This window comes from Halorubrum persicum, from assembly GCF_002727125.1.
Lineage (GTDB): Archaea > Halobacteriota > Halobacteria > Halobacteriales > Haloferacaceae > Halorubrum > Halorubrum persicum.
This window is the reverse complement of the sequence record NZ_NHOA01000149.1, coordinates 13,742-29,066: the sequence shown is the minus strand read 5'-3', so window position 1 is coordinate 29,066 and position 15,325 is coordinate 13,742. Positions and strand designations below refer to the sequence as shown.

General features: G+C 70.7%; 16 protein-coding genes and 2 pseudogenes. 7 read left to right on the top strand and 11 right to left on the bottom strand.

The window, feature by feature from the left end; genetic code table 11:
• Nucleotides 1-38: 38 nt before the first annotated feature.
• Nucleotides 39-1,523: a sodium:solute symporter family protein gene (locus tag DJ69_RS16365; RefSeq protein WP_099256591.1), complete on the bottom strand. Its 1,485-nt coding sequence runs from the start codon at nt 1,521-1,523 to the stop codon at nt 39-41.
• On the bottom strand, nt 1,520-1,774 hold the full coding sequence (locus DJ69_RS16360; RefSeq protein ID WP_099256590.1) for a DUF3311 domain-containing protein: 255 nt from the start codon (nt 1,772-1,774) through the stop codon (nt 1,520-1,522). Before DJ69_RS16360 ends, DJ69_RS16365 begins: the two co-directional genes overlap by 4 nt.
• Nucleotides 1,775-1,950: 176 nt before the next feature.
• Between DJ69_RS16360 and dnaG the strand changes: the two genes are divergently transcribed.
• Complete coding sequence (gene dnaG, locus DJ69_RS16355; RefSeq protein WP_099256589.1) at nt 1,951-3,567, top strand: DNA primase DnaG; 1,617 nt, start codon at nt 1,951-1,953, stop codon at nt 3,565-3,567.
• Between the two features lie 40 nt (nt 3,568-3,607).
• On the opposite strand, the gene DJ69_RS16350 is transcribed toward dnaG, so the two are convergent.
• The gene (locus tag DJ69_RS16350; protein WP_099256588.1) at nt 3,608-4,609 is read right to left on the bottom strand and encodes an A24 family peptidase; all 1,002 of its coding nucleotides are present in this window, start codon (nt 4,607-4,609) and stop codon (nt 3,608-3,610) included.
• A gap of 109 nt (nt 4,610-4,718) precedes the next feature.
• On the opposite strand from DJ69_RS16350, the gene DJ69_RS16345 reads away from it, so the two are divergent.
• Nucleotides 4,719-5,240 (top strand): HPP family protein, encoded by a 522-nt coding sequence (locus DJ69_RS16345; RefSeq protein WP_099256587.1) that lies wholly within the window; start codon nt 4,719-4,721, stop codon nt 5,238-5,240.
• A gap of 38 nt (nt 5,241-5,278) precedes the next feature.
• Here DJ69_RS16345 and DJ69_RS16340 read toward each other — a convergent pair whose 3' ends face one another.
• The 4 genes and pseudogenes from DJ69_RS16340 to gatD form a co-directional block, all read right to left on the bottom strand.
• Nucleotides 5,279-6,556: a DUF6498-containing protein gene (locus DJ69_RS16340; protein WP_099256586.1), complete on the bottom strand. Its 1,278-nt coding sequence runs from the start codon at nt 6,554-6,556 to the stop codon at nt 5,279-5,281.
• Between the two features lie 45 nt (nt 6,557-6,601).
• Nucleotides 6,602-6,814: a hypothetical protein gene (locus DJ69_RS16335; protein ID WP_099256585.1), complete on the bottom strand. Its 213-nt coding sequence runs from the start codon at nt 6,812-6,814 to the stop codon at nt 6,602-6,604.
• The gene (locus DJ69_RS16330; RefSeq protein ID WP_099256584.1) at nt 6,811-7,854 is read right to left on the bottom strand and encodes a GNAT family N-acetyltransferase; all 1,044 of its coding nucleotides are present in this window, start codon (nt 7,852-7,854) and stop codon (nt 6,811-6,813) included. The genes DJ69_RS16335 and DJ69_RS16330 overlap by 4 nt, the downstream gene beginning before the upstream one ends.
• Nucleotides 7,851-9,139 (bottom strand): annotated as a pseudogene (gene gatD, locus DJ69_RS16325) (Glu-tRNA(Gln) amidotransferase subunit GatD). Before gatD ends, DJ69_RS16330 begins: the two are co-directional and overlap by 4 nt.
• 157 nt (nt 9,140-9,296) lie before the next feature.
• Between gatD and DJ69_RS16320 the strand changes: the two are divergent.
• The 3 genes and pseudogenes from DJ69_RS16320 (at nt 9,297) to DJ69_RS16310 (ending at nt 10,754) form a co-directional block, all read left to right on the top strand.
• Nucleotides 9,297-9,663 (top strand): annotated as a pseudogene (locus DJ69_RS16320) (Hsp20/alpha crystallin family protein).
• A gap of 92 nt (nt 9,664-9,755) precedes the next feature.
• Entirely contained in the window at nt 9,756-10,403 is a 648-nt protein-coding gene (gene deoC, locus DJ69_RS16315) for a deoxyribose-phosphate aldolase (RefSeq protein WP_099256583.1), read from the top strand.
• A gap of 120 nt (nt 10,404-10,523) precedes the next feature.
• On the top strand, nt 10,524-10,754 hold the full coding sequence (locus DJ69_RS16310; RefSeq protein WP_099256582.1) for a hypothetical protein: 231 nt from the start codon (nt 10,524-10,526) through the stop codon (nt 10,752-10,754).
• 53 nt (nt 10,755-10,807) lie between these two features.
• On the opposite strand, the gene DJ69_RS16305 is transcribed toward DJ69_RS16310, so the two are convergent.
• Entirely contained in the window at nt 10,808-11,212 is a 405-nt protein-coding gene (locus tag DJ69_RS16305; protein WP_099256581.1) for a helix-turn-helix domain-containing protein, read from the bottom strand.
• 132 nt (nt 11,213-11,344) lie between these two features.
• Between DJ69_RS16305 and DJ69_RS18575 the strand changes: the two genes are divergently transcribed.
• Entirely contained in the window at nt 11,345-11,506 is a 162-nt protein-coding gene (locus tag DJ69_RS18575; protein WP_180271851.1) for a hypothetical protein, read from the top strand.
• 22 nt (nt 11,507-11,528) lie between these two features.
• Here DJ69_RS18575 and DJ69_RS16300 read toward each other — a convergent pair whose 3' ends face one another.
• The 3 genes from DJ69_RS16300 to DJ69_RS16290 are packed head-to-tail and all read right to left on the bottom strand — an operon-like array spanning nt 11,529 to nt 14,157.
• On the bottom strand, nt 11,529-12,341 hold the full coding sequence (locus DJ69_RS16300; protein ID WP_099256580.1) for an ABC transporter ATP-binding protein: 813 nt from the start codon (nt 12,339-12,341) through the stop codon (nt 11,529-11,531).
• Nucleotides 12,329-13,132, bottom strand: coding sequence for an ABC transporter permease (locus DJ69_RS16295; protein ID WP_099256579.1), 804 nt, complete (start codon nt 13,130-13,132; stop codon nt 12,329-12,331). The genes DJ69_RS16300 and DJ69_RS16295 overlap by 13 nt, the downstream gene beginning before the upstream one ends.
• On the bottom strand, nt 13,132-14,157 hold the full coding sequence (locus DJ69_RS16290) for an ABC transporter substrate-binding protein (protein WP_099256578.1): 1,026 nt from the start codon (nt 14,155-14,157) through the stop codon (nt 13,132-13,134). Before DJ69_RS16290 ends, DJ69_RS16295 begins: the two co-directional genes overlap by 1 nt.
• 225 nt (nt 14,158-14,382) lie before the next feature.
• Between DJ69_RS16290 and DJ69_RS16285 the strand changes: the two genes are divergently transcribed.
• Nucleotides 14,383-15,294, top strand: a complete 912-nt coding sequence (locus DJ69_RS16285; protein ID WP_099256577.1) for a 1,4-dihydroxy-2-naphthoyl-CoA synthase — start codon at nt 14,383-14,385, stop codon at nt 15,292-15,294.
• Nucleotides 15,295-15,325 lie beyond the last annotated feature (31 nt).

The window sequence follows — 15,325 nt, the reverse complement described above, 5'->3', positions numbered from 1 at the left end:
GGCCCGATTTTTACCAGTACTGACCGGCGACGGTCGGCTCAGTCGCCGGTGACCGCGAACCGCGAGGCGTCGCTGTCGGCGGTCCGCGCGGTGACGAGCGAGACGCTGACCGTGAGGAGCGCCGACAGCACCATCAGCCCGAGCGCCACGTCCCAGCCGCCGGCGACGGTGCGGGGCAGCGTCGGCACGTCGCCGACGACCGCGGACAGCACGACCGCGAGGTACGCGATCTGCGGCACGAGCACGCCGGCGATCATCCCGGTCCGCGTCGTCCGGTCCCAGTAGAGCGCGCAGAGCACGGGGAGCGCGAGCAGCGCGAACCCGGAGAACGCGGTGTCGCCGACCTCGATCAGCGTCCCGGGGCGGAAGAGGCTCGCGACGAACGCGAGCAGGGCGAAGACGGCGACGCCGATTCGAGCGACCCACGCCTCACGGCGCTCGGAGGCGTCGGCGTTGATCACGGGGCGGTACACGTCGCGGGTGAAGTACGACGACCCCGAGAGCAGCATCGAGTCCGAGGAGGACATCATCGCAGCCATCGCGCCCGCGACCACGAGCGCCGCGAACCACGCCGGCGTGTACTCGTTCAACACCACGGGGAGCACGTTGGCGCCCTCGGGCACGTCGACCGGCATCCCGACCGCCCACGCGCCGAGCATGAACGCGGGGAGGAAGAGGAGGAGGACGAGCACCGGCCACAGCACGAACGAGCGCTTCAGCGTCTCGCCGGAGTTCGCGACGAAGAAGCGCTGGTTGATCTGCGGGAACATCGTCACGCCGAACGCGATGGTGATCGCGGTGGAGATGATGAAGCCGGGCGTGTAGATCCCGCCGCCGAAGCTCCCGAAGTCGGGCCGGGCGTCGAGCATGGCGCCGGTGGCGGCGCCGGCGCCGCCGACCGCCGAGACCACCCACACGGCGGCGATCCAGACCACTGAGAGCATGAACAGTCCCTGTACCGTGTCGGTCCACGCGACCCCGCGCATCCCGGCGAGGACGACGTAGAGGATCATGAAGGCGGTGACCAGCGCCGCGCCGCCCCAGTAGGGGACGACGCCGTCGGTGAGCCCCACCAGCGCCTCGCCCGCGCCCATCTGCTGGAGCATGACGTACGGGAACAGCCAGAGGAGGCTCACCCCGGCGACGAGCGCGCGCAGGCCCACGGAGCCGAACCGGTCACCCAGCATCTCCCCGAGCGTGACGTACCCGTTCCGGTCGCCGATCAGCCACTGCTTGTAGCCGATAACGTACCACAACACCGCGAACAGCACGCCGTCGAGCGTCCCCATGACGATCAGCCACTCCGGGCCGGCGGCGAACGCGAGGTTCGGGCCGCCGAAGAAGGTGAACGCCGAGAGCAAGGTGGCGAACGTGGTGAACAGCAGTACGACCGTCCCGATCGAACGGCTCGCGAGGTAGTAGTCCTCGGCGGTGGTCTCGGAGACGCGGTACGCGACGAGGCCGACCGCGAGCGCGAACAGGAGGTACCCGACGACGATACCGAGCGACAGGCCGAGCGTCATCGCCGATCACCCCCGAGCGCCGAACCGGCGCCCGACTCCGGGCGACGGCCCATCCCGCGTTCCCACGCGCCGCTCCGAACGAACAGCGAGAACAGGACGGTACACAGCCCGAGCCACGCGACGTGCCACCAGATCCACACCGGCAGCCCGGCGACGGTTAGGTCGACTCCCCACAGCGGCCACGGCACCGCGAAGGCGACGAGGACCGCGAACGTCGGTATCCACGCGATATCTCTCCGTGATCGGCTCATGTGGAGCAATGTTAGAACTTTGTGACTAAATAGTGTTGGTATCGTTCGGTATTGACTATCGAAGAGAAATTTTCTTCGAACGCTGCCGACGCAGGCGCGTGCGATAACTATTTTCGCCGACGGACACAACGACGCACGGGCGGCCGGCTCCGCCCGATCATCACCATTCACCCATCATGAAAGACACCGAAAAATACCTCATTCACGCCACCATCGCGGCCGACGGCGTCGTCGAGCGGAGCGACGTCGTCGGCGCGGTGTTCGGCCAGACCGAGGGCCTCCTCGGCGACGAGTTGGACCTGCGGGACCTCCAGGAGTCCTCGCGGGTCGGTCGGATCGACGTCGCCGTCGAGTCCGAGAACGGCCAGTCGTTCGGCGAGGTCACGGTCGCGTCGAGCCTCGACAAGGTCGAGACCGCGATCCTCGCCGCCGCGCTAGAGACGATCGACCGCATCGGCCCCTGTCACGCCTCGGTGGAGGTGACGAGCATCGAGGACGTGCGGGCGGCGAAGCGCCGCGAGGTCGTCGAGCGCGCCAAGGAGCTCGTCGCCGGCGGCTTCGAGGAGACGAGCCTCAGGAGCGACGACATCCTAGAGGAGGTCCGCGAGGCCGCCCGCGTCGAGGGGATCGTCGACTACGAGGGACTCCCCGCCGGCCCCCGCGTCGGCGACTCCGACGCCGTCATCGTCGTCGAGGGGCGCGCTGACGTGCTCACGCTGCTGGAGTGCGGGATTAAGAACGCGGTCGCCGTCGAGGGGACGAACGTTCCCGACGCGGTCGCGGAGCTCACCGCCGACCGCACCGTCACGGCGTTCCTCGACGGCGACCGCGGCGGCGAGCTGATCCTCCGCGAGCTCGCGCAGGTGGGCGACGTGGACTACGTCGCGTTCGCGCCGCCGGGCGAGTCGGTCGAGGACCTCGACCGCAACGCGGTCTTCGAGGCGCTCCGCGGGAAGGTGCCGTACAGCAGCCTCGCGGACGAGCCGAACCTCCGCGAGGCGGCCGCGGACGAGCCGGGGGAGGCGTCCCCCGAGGGAGACCGCCCTCCCGAAGACGGAGAGACCGATCTCACCGACAGGGCGTCGGGTCCCGCCGACGGAGCGGATCGAACGACCGAGAGCGACGCGGAAACCGCGGCCGGAGCCGACCAGGCGAACGGCGGCAGCGACTCCGGCGCCGTCGCCGACGGGGCCCGCGGTGCGAACGCGGGCGGACTCGTGGAGGCGGTCGAGGACGCGCCGGGGCCCGCGGCGATCGACGCCGAGAAAGCCGAAGAGGAAGACGGGGCCGACAGCGACGACGCGCTCGACGACGGCGAGCGCGGCGGCGATACAGCAGACGGCGCCGCCCCGGATGACGCGGGCGACACAGAGGACACGGACGACGCGGACGAAACGGATACGCCGTCCGACGACGAGGCGAGCGCCGATACCGGCGGGTCGAGCGGCGAGGAACGCGGACCGGCGGACGACACCCCGATCGACGACGAGCCGCGCTCGATCGAGGAACACGTACAGGAGATCGTCGACGCCGGCAGCGACCGCGCCCGGCTGCTCGGCGACGACCGCGGGGTCCTCACCGAGGTCCAGGCGGCCGACGCCTTCGACGCGGTGGAGAGCGCCGAGACGGCCCCGCACACGGTCGTCGTCGACGGCCCGATCGACCAGCGGCTGCTCGACGTCGCCGCCCAGCGCGGAGTCAGCCAGCTGCTCGGCCGCGAGGTCGGGGAGTTCGTGAAGCGACCCGTGGGGACGCGAGTGCTCACGGTCGGCGACCTGCGCGCCGGGAGCTGACGGGGACGCGGGGGCGCTCGGACCGCGGTCGCCGGCCGCCTCAGACCAACCCGACGGCGCCCAGCACCGCGAACAGCGCGTCGCCGTACGTCAGCGAGACGAGCAGCCCGATCGCCATCGGAACGACGAACGGCATTCCCGGCGACACGAGCACGCGGTCCTTCCGGGCGACGACCGCCAGCCCGCCGCGGAGCGTCTCGGCGTCGGTGCCGTACGCGCCGTGGTCGATCTCGTCGAGGAAGCGCTCGGCGGCCCACGGGTCGTCGGACCGGTCCGCGGAGCGGTCGGCGCCGCTCTCACCGTCGGCACCGGTCGCCGTCCCCCCGTCCGTCCGCGGGCCGACGTGCGTCCCGCCGTCGGTCGGGTCGCGCGTCTCGGCGACGCTGTCGGGGTCGCGGAGGCGGGCCGCGTCCTCGCGCAACTCCGCGAGCGTCACCCCCCGCCAGCGGAGGTACATCCGAAGTGCGTCCAGATCGAGGCCGTTCCGGGTCGTTCCCGCGTCGCTCTCGAACAGGCGCCCGTGGCGGTCCGGCAGCGAGTCGGTCGCCACCGGTCGCGCGAGGAACATCGTCGCCGAGCGCTCCCCGCGGACGAGGTTAACCGCGGCGAGCCCGATCGGGTACGCGAGCGCGAGCAGGACCGTGTTCGTGAGCACCGTCAGCGAGAACACGCCGATCTGGGTGTCGACGAGCGGGAGCTTCGCCCCGGCGACGACGTACTCCGGGAACGTCGGGAACAGCACCGCGATCGCGATCAGCGCCTTCGCGTCGGCGCCGCCGAACGCGCCGAGGTACCAGAACGCGTAGCCCAGCGGGGCGACGAACAGCAGGCTGATCGCGGCCTGAACGAGGAACAGCCGCCCGTCGAGCCCCGCGAAGGGCCACAGCCGGGCGGCCTCCCAGACCAACAGGAGCGCCCCGAACGCGTACAGCGGCGGCCACAGCCGGTTCGGAAGCCGTCTGGTCCGAACGTCCCGCAGGGCCGCCCACGCGAAGACGGGGACGACGAACAGGCGGAGCGCGTCCGGCAGCGTCGCGAACATGTCATCACCGGCGGCGCGGCCACAATTAGGCGTTCGGGTTCGTATCTCGCGATCGATAGCGCGAGCCGAACCGCCGGCGCTTTGTGGGGTCGTCTCCGACCGGCGGGCGATGCGACGCCGCGTCGGAACCAGTCTGTACGCCGGGCTCCTCTTCACCGTCCTCGGCGCGATCGCGTGGGGGACCGGCCAGCCGTTCGTCTTCCCGAGCCTCGGGCCGTCGGCGTTCCTGATCGCCTTCGACAGGCGGAGCGAGCGCGATCGGGCCGCCCGGATCGTCGGGAGCCACCTCATCGGCGGCGTGGCCGGGTTCGCGGCGTGGTGGCTGATCGCGTCGGGCGCCAGCCTCACCGCGACCCCACCGGCGTTCTCCCCGGGGGGGTTCCGGCTCGCGGCGAGCGCGACCGTCTCGCTCGTGGCCACGAGCTGGGCGATGATCGCCACCGACGCGGTCCACGCGCCAGCCTGCGCGACGACGCTCATCGTGTCGCTCGGGCTGCTCCCGGCCCCGATCGAGGTTGCGACCATCGTCGCGAGCGTGACCGTCCTCGTGAGCGTTCACGCCGGCGTCATCGCGGTGTTCAGGCGGGTCGCGGGCGAGGCACACCCGCTCTACCGGGCGGAAAATCGGTGACCGCCGCGCGGTCGCCGACCGGTCGATCGGTCTCCCGTTCAGTCCGCGGGTCGCTCCGCACGCCTGTCGAACACCGACAGAACCGGTTCGGGGTCCGCCAATCCGGGGATCCGGTACTCGTCGTCTCGGAGTTCGATAACGACGGTCTCGGTTCCGAGCCGCCGGTCGAGTCGCCCCCGCGTCACCCGGAGGGCGGTCTCGTCCCACGGCTCGACGCGCCACAGCGTCGCGCCGAAGAGGCGGTCGTGAGCGACGAGCGCGTCCGCCCCGGCGCGGTACGAGACGAGCCCGTACCGGAGTTCGTGGTCGAGCGTCGCGACCCCCAGCGGGAGCCCGACGGCGGCCGCGGCGAGGGTGCCGACGGTCGCCCAGTTTCCCCCGATCGCGAACAGGAGGCCGACGAGCGCGAACGCCCCGGCGACGTACCACAGCCCCGGGTGAGCGAGGGGCGTCGTCAGCGCCCCGGCGAGGCGAGCGCGCCCGGACTGACGGACCGTACGGACCGGCTCCGCGAGCGAGCCGTCGACCGGCTCCGGCGATGGCGGGTCGGACGAGAACCCCAGATCGAGCGCCGAGGCGTCGTCGAACGCGGCCAGTCGGTCGCTGTACAGCCCCGCGAGGTCGAACGCGGCCTTCACCGCGACGACCCCGAGCAGGAGCGGGAGCCCGACCGCGTCCGGGTCGAGCGCGGCGATCGGCGTGTCGCCCTCCAGCGTCGCCGCGCCCACGATCGTAACGGTGAACAGCGCGCCGAGGAAGACCGCTGCACCGTGGGCGAACACGCCCCGTATCGCCGTCTGGGCGCTGTGGTCCCGGTACTCGCCGCGCCCGAAGTAGTCGACGAGCGTCGTCGTCCCCTCGCCGACGAAGACGGCGACAATCGCGAGCGCCACGGTGTCGAGCGCGCCCGGCGCCAGCCCGCCGTCGGCGACGACGCCGACCGTGAGCGCGCCGACGAACAGCCAGACGACGGCGAGGACCGGGACGATGACGGGGAGCACGAGCAGCGAGGAGAGCCGGATCTCGAGGCCGGTTCGAGGGATCGAAAGCGAGACGCGTCGCTGCGCGAGCGGCCCGACGAGCAGCGCGTCGCGCTCGATCTCGGAGGGGCGCCCGGCGAACAGCGCGCGGACGACGGCCCAGAGGGAGGCGATCCCGAGCTCGAACCAGTAGAGCGCCATCAGCGCCGCCGCGTTCCAGCCGAGCGCGACGACGCCGACGAGCGGGAGGGCGTTGGAGAGGACGAATCCGACCGCCCGCGGGCGACGGTCCTCAGCGCGGGCTTCCGGGCGCGGTGCGTGGTCGGTGGAGGGCATCCGTTCGAGCGATTCAGTCCCGAGGGGATAAGCGGTCGGTGCGAGTCACTGCGCCGGCCCCGCGTCGCGGTGGAGGTAGAGGTACGCGAGCACCGGGACGATCGTGAACACGAGCGTCGCGAGCGCCCAGACGAGCGCGTAACGGCTCCCGCGAGTCCTCGCGTCGCGGTAGATCCACGCCGCGGCGGCGACGACGACGCCGTAGATCACGAGGGTGAGGGGGAGCGACCAGGGAAGGGCGACGCCGAAGAGGCTCACGGCTCACCGGTGAGGTCCGCGCTCATCACGAAGTCCGGTTCGGCCGCCACCGGGACACGGTTCGCGCCCGTGTCGCTCACGTGTTCGACCGTCTCGGGGATCAGCACCCGAACGGCGTCGGCGTCGACCGCGGCGGCGTCGGCCGCGATCGCGTCGTACAGCGCTCCGGCCGCGTCGACGTCGCGCCACGCGGCGACGCCGTACGTCGCGGTTCGGGTCGTCTCGCCGTCAACCTCGCGCTCCGTCACGCGCGTTCGGACCGCGAACCCGGCGACCGCGTCCGCACCGGCGACCGCGAGGAGCCGGTCCTCGTCGGCCGCGGTCTGGAGGCGCTCGCGGGTGAGCGCCGAGCACGCCCACGACTCGTCGGGATCGAACGCGAGCCCGCGCAGGTGGTCGCGGGCGTCGCTGTCGTGCCAGAACGCCCACGCGGCGTTCGGGTCGGGGTCGTCGAGGGAGGGGTCGACCGCGTCCGCGTCCGGCTCCGGCTCGGCGAACCGGAACTCCGTCGCGGGGTCGAAGCCGACCGCCCGCGACTGCCCGAGCCCCATGATGTTCCACGAGAACACCATGTTGCGGCACACCCGCGCGCCGCGGTCGCGGGCCCAGTCGAGCGCGGCCTCCGAGAGCGCGGTCCCGACGCCGAACCCGCGGGCCGCGGGGTCGACGCGGATCCCCTGTCCCCACGCCTCCCACTCCGAGAGCAGGACGCCCTGGATGCAGCCGACGACCGCCTCCGGCTCGCCCGCCGCGGCCGCGCCCGTCCCGTCGCCCTCGACGAGGGTGTCGCCCGGCTCGCGTCCGTCGGTGGTGCCGATCGCGTCGCTCTCGGCGACCGCGTCCGGCGGCAGCGTCGCGACGAAGGTGCCGGCCTCGGGATCGTCGGCCGCGGCCCACTCCGGGAAGACGCGCGGGATGTAGTCCTCGTGGCGCTCGCCCCACGTGTCCCGCGCGAACGCGGTCACCGCGTCGGCGTCGGCGGGGCGGGCCTCGCGGATGACGGGGGCCGGATCGGCGCCGCTGGACTCCCGATCGCTCATCGCCAGGGCTGCGACTCCTCGGTGAGCTCGCCGGCGATGTCGCGGCCCATCGCCTCGGCGGGGTCGGACAGGTTCGCGAGCGCCCACATCAGCTTCACCTTCGCGGTGCCGGGGAGCGTGTCGCCCGCCTCGACGACGCCGGCGTCGAGCAGGTCGCGGCCGGTGTCGTACACCCGGTCGCAGACGCGTCCGGCGAGACACTGGCTCGTCATCGCGACGACGGTGCCGCTCTCGACCAGCTCCTCGATCCGCGGGATGAGATCGGTGTGGACGTGGCCGAGCCCGGTACCCTCGATAACGACGCCGTCCTTGTCGTCGAGGTAGTCCCACGCGGCCGGGTCCATGCCCGGCGTGAACTTCATCAGTTCCACGTCGCCGCTGAGGGCCGGGTCGAGGGCGACGGCGGCGCCGCCGTCGTCCGCGTCCCCCCGCGGGAGCGGCTCGCGGTTCCACGCGATGGCGCCGTCCGCGGCGTCGCCGTCGGCGCCCGCCTCGGCCGCNNGCGGCCGAGGGGCTCGGCGCCGACCGTCTCGAAGGCGTCCCGGCGGGAGGTGTGGTTCTTGCGGACGCGGGTCCCGCGGTGGAGCGCGCAGGCGTCGTCGGAGGGGCTCGCGTGCATGCAGACGAGCGTCTCGGCGTGGTCGGCCTTCGCGGCCTCGACCGCGCACACCGCGTTCATCACGTTGTCGGAGGAGGGTCGGTCCGCCGAGCGCTGGCTCCCGGTGAACACGATCGGCACCGGCGAGTCGAGCATGAAGGAGAGCGCGGACGCGGAGTACTGCATCGTGTCGGTGCCGTGCATCACGACGACGCCGTCGGCGCCCGCCTCGACCTCCTCGCGGACGGCCTCGGCGAGCTCCCGCCAGATCGGCGGCTCCATGTTCTCGGAGAGGATGTTGGCGACGACGCGCCCGCGGTAGTTGGCTCGGCCCGCCAGGTCGGGGACCGCCCGGAGCACGTCCTCGGCGTCGAACTGGGCGGTGACCGCGCCGGTCCGGTAGTCGACGGTGGAGGCGATCGTCCCGCCGGTCGAGATGAGCGACACCGTCGGGAGGTCCCCCTCGAAGGTGATCTCGGAGGCCTCGCCGCCGCCCGCGTCGGCGCCCTCGTCGACGTCGCGGGCGCCGGATTCGAGCACCTCCACGTCCGCCTCGTCGCGGTCGATACCGACGTTGTACCCCCCGTCGAGCTTGACGACGAGGTGGTCGCGAGTCGTCGAGGGGAGCAGTACCCCCTCGTTCGTGACGTCCCCGCGGTCGACGCGGACGCGATCTCCCGGTTGCATACCACCGGATTCCCCTCCGGCGGACTTGAATCCAACCGTTCGGCGGCGGAGCCGTCCCGTGTCGGCGTCGTTGATAGGTTTGCTAACAAATGACAAAAATAATAAGTTTTATTTCGAAGCGCAACCATACTGCCGGCTGCATTCGAGGTGGTCAACAATGGCGCTCCCACGACCAGCGAGTTCGTGGACAGAGGGACTCGACTTCCCGAGCAGACTGTTCGAGACCAGTGGTAACGACTACGAACTGTACGAACAGGACGACGAGTTCGTGCTCACGGTGGAGATCCCCGGGTTCGATCCCGAGGAGATCACGGCCTCGTGGGACAACGGCGTGCTCAACATCGCCGGCGAACGCGAGGGCCCGAACCGTGACGTGCGCCGGACCTACCACCGTCGGTCCGCTTCCCGAAGACGTCGACGAGGACGCCATCGAGGCGACCTACGAGAACGGCATCCTCACCGTCCGCCTGCCCGTCGTCGTCGACGCCGCGGTGACCGGCACCGAAATCGAGATCGAGAGCTGATCGGTCGGCCGAACGTCGGCGCCCGTCGCGACCGGCCGGTCCGCCGGACCGACCCAGTACGTCTTTTTACTCGCGCCACCGACCGTGAGCGCATGGACCGCGACGAGTTCGCCGCCAGCATCGACCACACCGTGCTCGGCCCGGAGACGACGTGGGGCGACGTCGAGACCGTGCTCGACGAGGCCGCCGATCACGGGATGAACGCCTGTATCCCCCCCTGTTATCTCCCCGAGACCGCCGAGTACGGGAACGCACCGGAGACGATCGCGACCGTCGTCGGCTTCCCGCACGGTCAGCACGCACCCGGGACGAAGCGCGACGAGGCGGTCGCCGCGTGGGACGCCTGCGCCGACGAGATCGACCTCGTGATCAACGTCGGGCGGCTCAAGGCGGGCGAGGACGACGCCGTCGCCGCCGAGATATCGGACGTGGTCGCCGCGGTGCCGGTCCCGGTGAAGGTGATCATCGAGACCGCGCTCCTGACCGACGAAGAGAAACGCCGCGCCTGCGAGGCCGCCGTCGACGCCGACGCCGACATGGTGAAGACCTCCACGGGATTCGCCGACGGCGGCGCCACCGTCTCCGACGTGGAACTGATGAGCGAGTACCTGCCCGTGAAGGCCTCCGGCGGCGTCGGCTCCTACGACGAGGCGACCGCCATGCTCGAGGCCGGCGCGGTGCGGATCGGCGCGTCCTCCGGCGTCGCCATCGTCGACGGCCACCCAGAGAGCGCGGAGTAGGTCGTCGGACGACGGCGCCCGCTCGTCGCCGCCGACGGCGAGGTCGCCGGAGCCGCGTGCGTTCCCTCGACGTGAGAACGCCGTTGTACCAATTTATACTCTGAGCGCCTACTGTGACGTATGAGCCACTCGGTCGAACCCGAATCGCACGGCATAGACCTGGACGCGGCGTTCAAGGCGTTCGGCGCGGTAGGCATCCTCATCGCCCTCGTTCTCATCGTCGGCGTGCTCGCGTTGACCGACCCGTTCGGCGAGCTCGTTACGACCTCACCGGCGGTGTTCGGAAGCCTGCTGTCCGCCGGCCTGCTCGCCGCCGTCGGCTACGCGGCGTACGCGCTGCGCCGCCGCTGAGCGAACGCGACTGACACCCGAAGCACGGCAGAAACGTCCACGGCAGAACCCGATCAGCTCGACGCGGTCGCCGAGCCGCTCTCCGATCGCTCGTACTTCTCTTCGAACTCCTGAATCAGCTGGCCCATCTTCGCGTACCAGTCGTTGAGCATGCGCTGCATCTCGTCGGTGATCTTCTCGGGATCGGTCGGCGAGTAGACGTGGTAGTAGCCGCCCTGATCGTAGTTGATCTGCTCTTTGGTGATGAACCCGGTCTGGAGCAGCCGCTGGACCGCCCGGTAGGCCGTCGAGCGCTCGCGGTCGACCGCATCGGCGATCGCGTCGATGGTCATGGCCTCCTCGCTCTCGACGAGCACGCTGAAGCACTCGCGATCGAGCGGCTTGAGCCCGTGAAAACACTCGAGTAGTCCCTCACACTCCATGTCGCTCTGGAGCTGTTCTGACAGAGAATCCGGCATGATGTTGTCTCTACGTACGATACGTTCCGTCAAAAGACTTGTGTGTAAATGACACAATTGTATGGTCCCCGCTACCAGAGCGCCCGAACAGTCGCCGAGGGGTATAACCGGGCGGCGATCGAACCGGCGGCCATGAGCGACGAGGCGATCGAGGCCGCGGTCGACCGGTTCCTCGACGAGACCGAGTCCACGCTGGACAGCTACGATCAGGGGTACGCGGACGCCGACGCGACGATCTCGGTGCTCCGGACACACATCGATGAGCTGGCGGCCGCGGTCGAGGAGGAGGGGTAGCCGTGTGCGGAGCGGCGCCCGCTTAGGGTCCCGCGCCGATCAGCTCCCGTACGCGAGCGACGTGCTCGCCGAAGGCGGGGTCGCCGCGCTCGCGGGGCCGCGAGACGTCGACGTCGACGATCTCGTCGACCCGTCCCGGCTCGGCCGCCATCACCACGATCCGATCGGCCAGCGTCACCGCCTCTGTCACGTCGTGGGTGACGAACAGGACGGTCTTGCCGGTCGACCCCCACACGTCGAGCAGCTCGCGCTGTAACATCTCTCGGGTCTGCGCGTCGACCGCGCCGAACGGCTCGTCCATCAGGAGCAGCTCCGGGTCGACCGCGAGCGACCGCGCGATGGCGACGCGCTGTTTCATGCCGCCAGAGAGCGACTTCGGGTACGAGTCGCGGAACTCGGTGAGGCCGACGAGGTCCAGCATCTCGTCGATCCGCCGCTCCCGTTCCGCCTCGCTCCGGTCGGTCCGCTCCAGGCCGAACCCGACGTTCTCCTCGACGGTGAGCCACGGGAACAGGTGGTACTCCTGGAACACGACCCCCATGTCCGTCGTCGGCCCGGTGACGGGCGTGCCGGCGACCCGGACCGCTCCGTCCGTGGCCTCCGTGAGCCCGGCGATGATCCGGAACAGCGTCGTCTTCCCGCAGCCGGACGGGCCGACGAGACAGACGAACTCCCCCTCGTCGACCGCGAACGACGCGTCGTCGAGCGCCCGAACCGGACTCCCGCCGTCGTCGTACGTCTTGCCGACCCCGTCGACGGCGACGCTGGCATCCGCCGCCGCTCCGGACCCGTCCGCCCCCGTCTCCGGCCCGGGGCCTCGGTTCACGCCTGCCATGCTAACACCCGTCGTTGGACCGCGCGAAACGCCACGTCGACGAGGAGGTACATCAGGCTCAACACGAAGATGTACGCGATCGCCCGGTCGACGCGGAGGTTGTTGCTCGCGCGCAGGATCTCGCGGCCGACCCCCGGCACGGAGAAGATCTCGGCGGCGATGACGAGCATCCAGCACCGACCGAGCCCGGTGCGGATCCCGGTCATGATCCCCGGCAGCGACGCCGGGAGGACGACGGACCGGACCATGTCGAGATCGCCGCGCACGCCCAGCGTCCGCCCCACGTCGATCAGGTCGTCGGAGACCTCCTCGACCGCGCCGTAGCTCGCGTAGAAGTTGATCCAGAACCCGCCGACGGCGATGATGAACGCCGCCCCGGCGTGGTTGAGCCCGAACCACGCGATCGCGAACCCGATCAGCGCCAGCGGCGGCACGGGTCGGAGCAGCCGAATCAGCGGGGCCGTCACGTCGTCGAGCAGGCCGCTCCACGCGAAGGCGACGCCGGCGGCCACGCCGAGCCCCGTACCGGCGATCGTGCCGGGGACCCAGTGGCGGACGCTCGACGCCAGCGCCGCGGGCATCGTCCCCGAGGCGAACTGCCCGCGGAACTCGGCCGCGACCGCGACCGGCGACGGCAACACGATCGCCGGCTGCGCGAGCGAGACGAGGTGCCAGAGCGCGACGAAGCCGGCCAACCCCGCGATGCCGCGGAGCAGCCGCTGCGGATCGCCGATGCCGACATCGGCCCGCAACCCGCTCCCGTCGAACTCCCCTCCGGTGTCGGTGGCCATCAGAGTGAGTCGTAAACCTCGAAGTCGAAAATCTGGTCGTTGCTGAGCTGTTCGTCGATCTGGCCGTTGCTCGCCGCGAACTCCGAGAACACCGGCGTCGCCTCGCTGATGGAGGCGGGGTCGGTGACGAAGTTCGACAGCGGCGAGTCGAGGGCCGTCCGCGCGCGGTCCGCCGGCATCCCGATCCCCGACTCGACGTGTTGTGCCGTCGCGTCAGGGCCCTCGCCGATGAACTCGGTGGCCCGGGCGTGCTGTTCGAGGAACTGCCCCGCGAGCGGGGAGTCGCGGACCGCGTCGCTCATCAGCGTGACCGCGGCCGGCTGTCCCGGCAGAATCTCGGCGGCCGTCCGGAGCATCGTGACCGACGAGCCCTCCTCTCGAGCGATCGTCGGCACCGGCTCCATGATCGAGGTCCCGTCGATGTCGCCGCCGTTGATCGCCTGCCACACCGCGTTGGCGCCGTTTATCTCGCGGATCTCGATGCTGTCGTTCGCCTCGGGGTCGACGCCGGTCTCGCGGAGCCAGTAGCGGAGCAGCACGTCGGGGACGCTCCCCTGCGGGAACGTCCCGAACCGGAAGGGGCGCCCCTGCTCCTCCTCCCAGACCCCGAACGCGTCCGCGCCGTGCTCCTCGAAGGTGTCGTGGAACGAGGAGTCGGCCATGACCCCCATCGGCTCGCGGATGTTCGCCGCGGTCACCTGTGCGGGGATGTCGTTGTCGATGACGATCATCGCCGGCACGATCCCGAACATGGCGATGTCGATGTCGCCGCCGCTGAACGCCTGCACGATCGCCGGGCCGTCGGTGAACTCCCGACCGTCGATTTCGGCGTCGATCTCGGAGAAATACCCCTCGCCCTCCATCACGTACCACTGCAGGTCGGGATAGATCGGCATATGCGCGACCGTCAGTTCGTCGAGGCCGCCGTCGTCGCCGCCGAGGCAGCCGGCGAGGCCGACCGTGGCCGCGCCGCCCGCGGCCGCGAGGAACGACCGCCGCGAGGCTCCCGCGTTTCGCTCGTACATACCCACTACAGTGGCCACGCGTGGAATACCTCCGCGCCACCAGCAACCGGGGCGGATACCAGTGACGGCCGATATCCCTCTAAAGCCGTCTTTTTCCGCTTTTCAATCGCTGATACGCCGGTATCGTTCAAACCAAACGTCAGCGATTAACGCAATACTTGCAGAGCGGTCGCCGCCCACCGCCGACCCGCCGTCGTTTATGAGTGCGCACACCAACACGCGCGTATGGTCTCGGAGCTATTCGACCCCGACGCGTGGGAGCCGGTCACCGACGAGTTCGACGACATCACCTATCACCGCGGCGTCGACGTGCCGGTCGTCCGGATCGCGTTCGACCGCCCGGCGGTCCGAAACGCGTTCCGCCCCGGAACCGTCGACGAGCTGTACGCCGCGCTCGACCACGCGCGCAAGCAGGCGGACGTGGGCTGCGTGCTCCTCACGGGCAACGGCCCCTCGGAAAAAGACGGCGGCTGGGCGTTCTGCTCGGGCGGTGACCAGTCGGTGCGCGGCGGCTCCGGCTACGAGTACCGCGACGACGACGAGGCGGGCGACGAGGACGACCCGCTCGTGAAGGAGGCGCGCGCCGGTCGGCTCCACATCCTCGAGGTCCAGCGGCTGATCCGGTTCATGCCCAAACCCGTCGTGGCGGTCGTGCCGGGGTGGGCGGTCGGCGGCGGCCACTCGCTGCACGTGGTCTGCGACCTCACGCTCGCCAGCGAGGAGCACGGGAAGTTCCTCCAGACCGACCCCGACGTGGGCTCCTTCGACGGCGGGTTCGGATCGGCGTACCTCGCGAAGCAGATCGGCCAGAAGAAGGCCCGCGAGGTGTTCTTCCGCGGGAAGACCTACTCCGCCGAGGAGGCCGAAGAGATGGGGATGGTGAACGAGGCGATCCCCCACGAGGAGCTGGAGGCGGTGGCGATCGAGTGGGCCGACGAGATGACGAAGAAGTCGCCGACGGCGATGCGGATGCTGAAGTACGCGTTCAACATGACCGACGACGGCATGGTCGGCCAGCAGGTGTTCGCGGGCGAGGCGACCCGCCTGGCGTACATGACCGAGGAGGCGCAGGAGGGGCGCGACGCGTTCTTGGAGAAGCGGGAGCCGGGATTCCGCGACTACCCGTGGCACTACTGAGGGCCGACCCCGCCCCGGCGGGTCGGTCGCG

Bases quoted from the DNA above. Each gene is read 5' to 3' on its own strand.
- DJ69_RS16365 (WP_099256591.1), bottom strand. From the start codon at position 1,523: ATGACGCTCGGCCTGTCGCTCGGTATCGTCGTCGGGTACCTCCTGTTC.
- DJ69_RS16360 (WP_099256590.1), bottom strand. From the start codon at position 1,774: ATGAGCCGATCACGGAGAGATATCGCGTGGATACCGACGTTCGCGGTC.
- dnaG (WP_099256589.1), top strand. From the start codon at position 1,951: ATGAAAGACACCGAAAAATACCTCATTCACGCCACCATCGCGGCCGAC.
- DJ69_RS16350 (WP_099256588.1), bottom strand. From the start codon at position 4,609: ATGTTCGCGACGCTGCCGGACGCGCTCCGCCTGTTCGTCGTCCCCGTC.
- DJ69_RS16345 (WP_099256587.1), top strand. From the start codon at position 4,719: ATGCGACGCCGCGTCGGAACCAGTCTGTACGCCGGGCTCCTCTTCACC.
- DJ69_RS16340 (WP_099256586.1), bottom strand. From the start codon at position 6,556: ATGCCCTCCACCGACCACGCACCGCGCCCGGAAGCCCGCGCTGAGGAC.
- DJ69_RS16330 (WP_099256584.1), bottom strand. From the start codon at position 7,854: ATGAGCGATCGGGAGTCCAGCGGCGCCGATCCGGCCCCCGTCATCCGC.
- deoC (WP_099256583.1), top strand. From the start codon at position 9,756: ATGGACCGCGACGAGTTCGCCGCCAGCATCGACCACACCGTGCTCGGC.
- DJ69_RS16310 (WP_099256582.1), top strand. From the start codon at position 10,524: ATGAGCCACTCGGTCGAACCCGAATCGCACGGCATAGACCTGGACGCG.
- DJ69_RS16305 (WP_099256581.1), bottom strand. From the start codon at position 11,212: ATGCCGGATTCTCTGTCAGAACAGCTCCAGAGCGACATGGAGTGTGAG.
- DJ69_RS18575 (WP_180271851.1), top strand. From the start codon at position 11,345: ATGAGCGACGAGGCGATCGAGGCCGCGGTCGACCGGTTCCTCGACGAG.
- DJ69_RS16300 (WP_099256580.1), bottom strand. From the start codon at position 12,341: ATGGCAGGCGTGAACCGAGGCCCCGGGCCGGAGACGGGGGCGGACGGG.
- DJ69_RS16295 (WP_099256579.1), bottom strand. From the start codon at position 13,132: ATGGCCACCGACACCGGAGGGGAGTTCGACGGGAGCGGGTTGCGGGCC.
- DJ69_RS16290 (WP_099256578.1), bottom strand. From the start codon at position 14,157: ATGTACGAGCGAAACGCGGGAGCCTCGCGGCGGTCGTTCCTCGCGGCC.
- DJ69_RS16285 (WP_099256577.1), top strand. From the start codon at position 14,383: ATGGTCTCGGAGCTATTCGACCCCGACGCGTGGGAGCCGGTCACCGAC.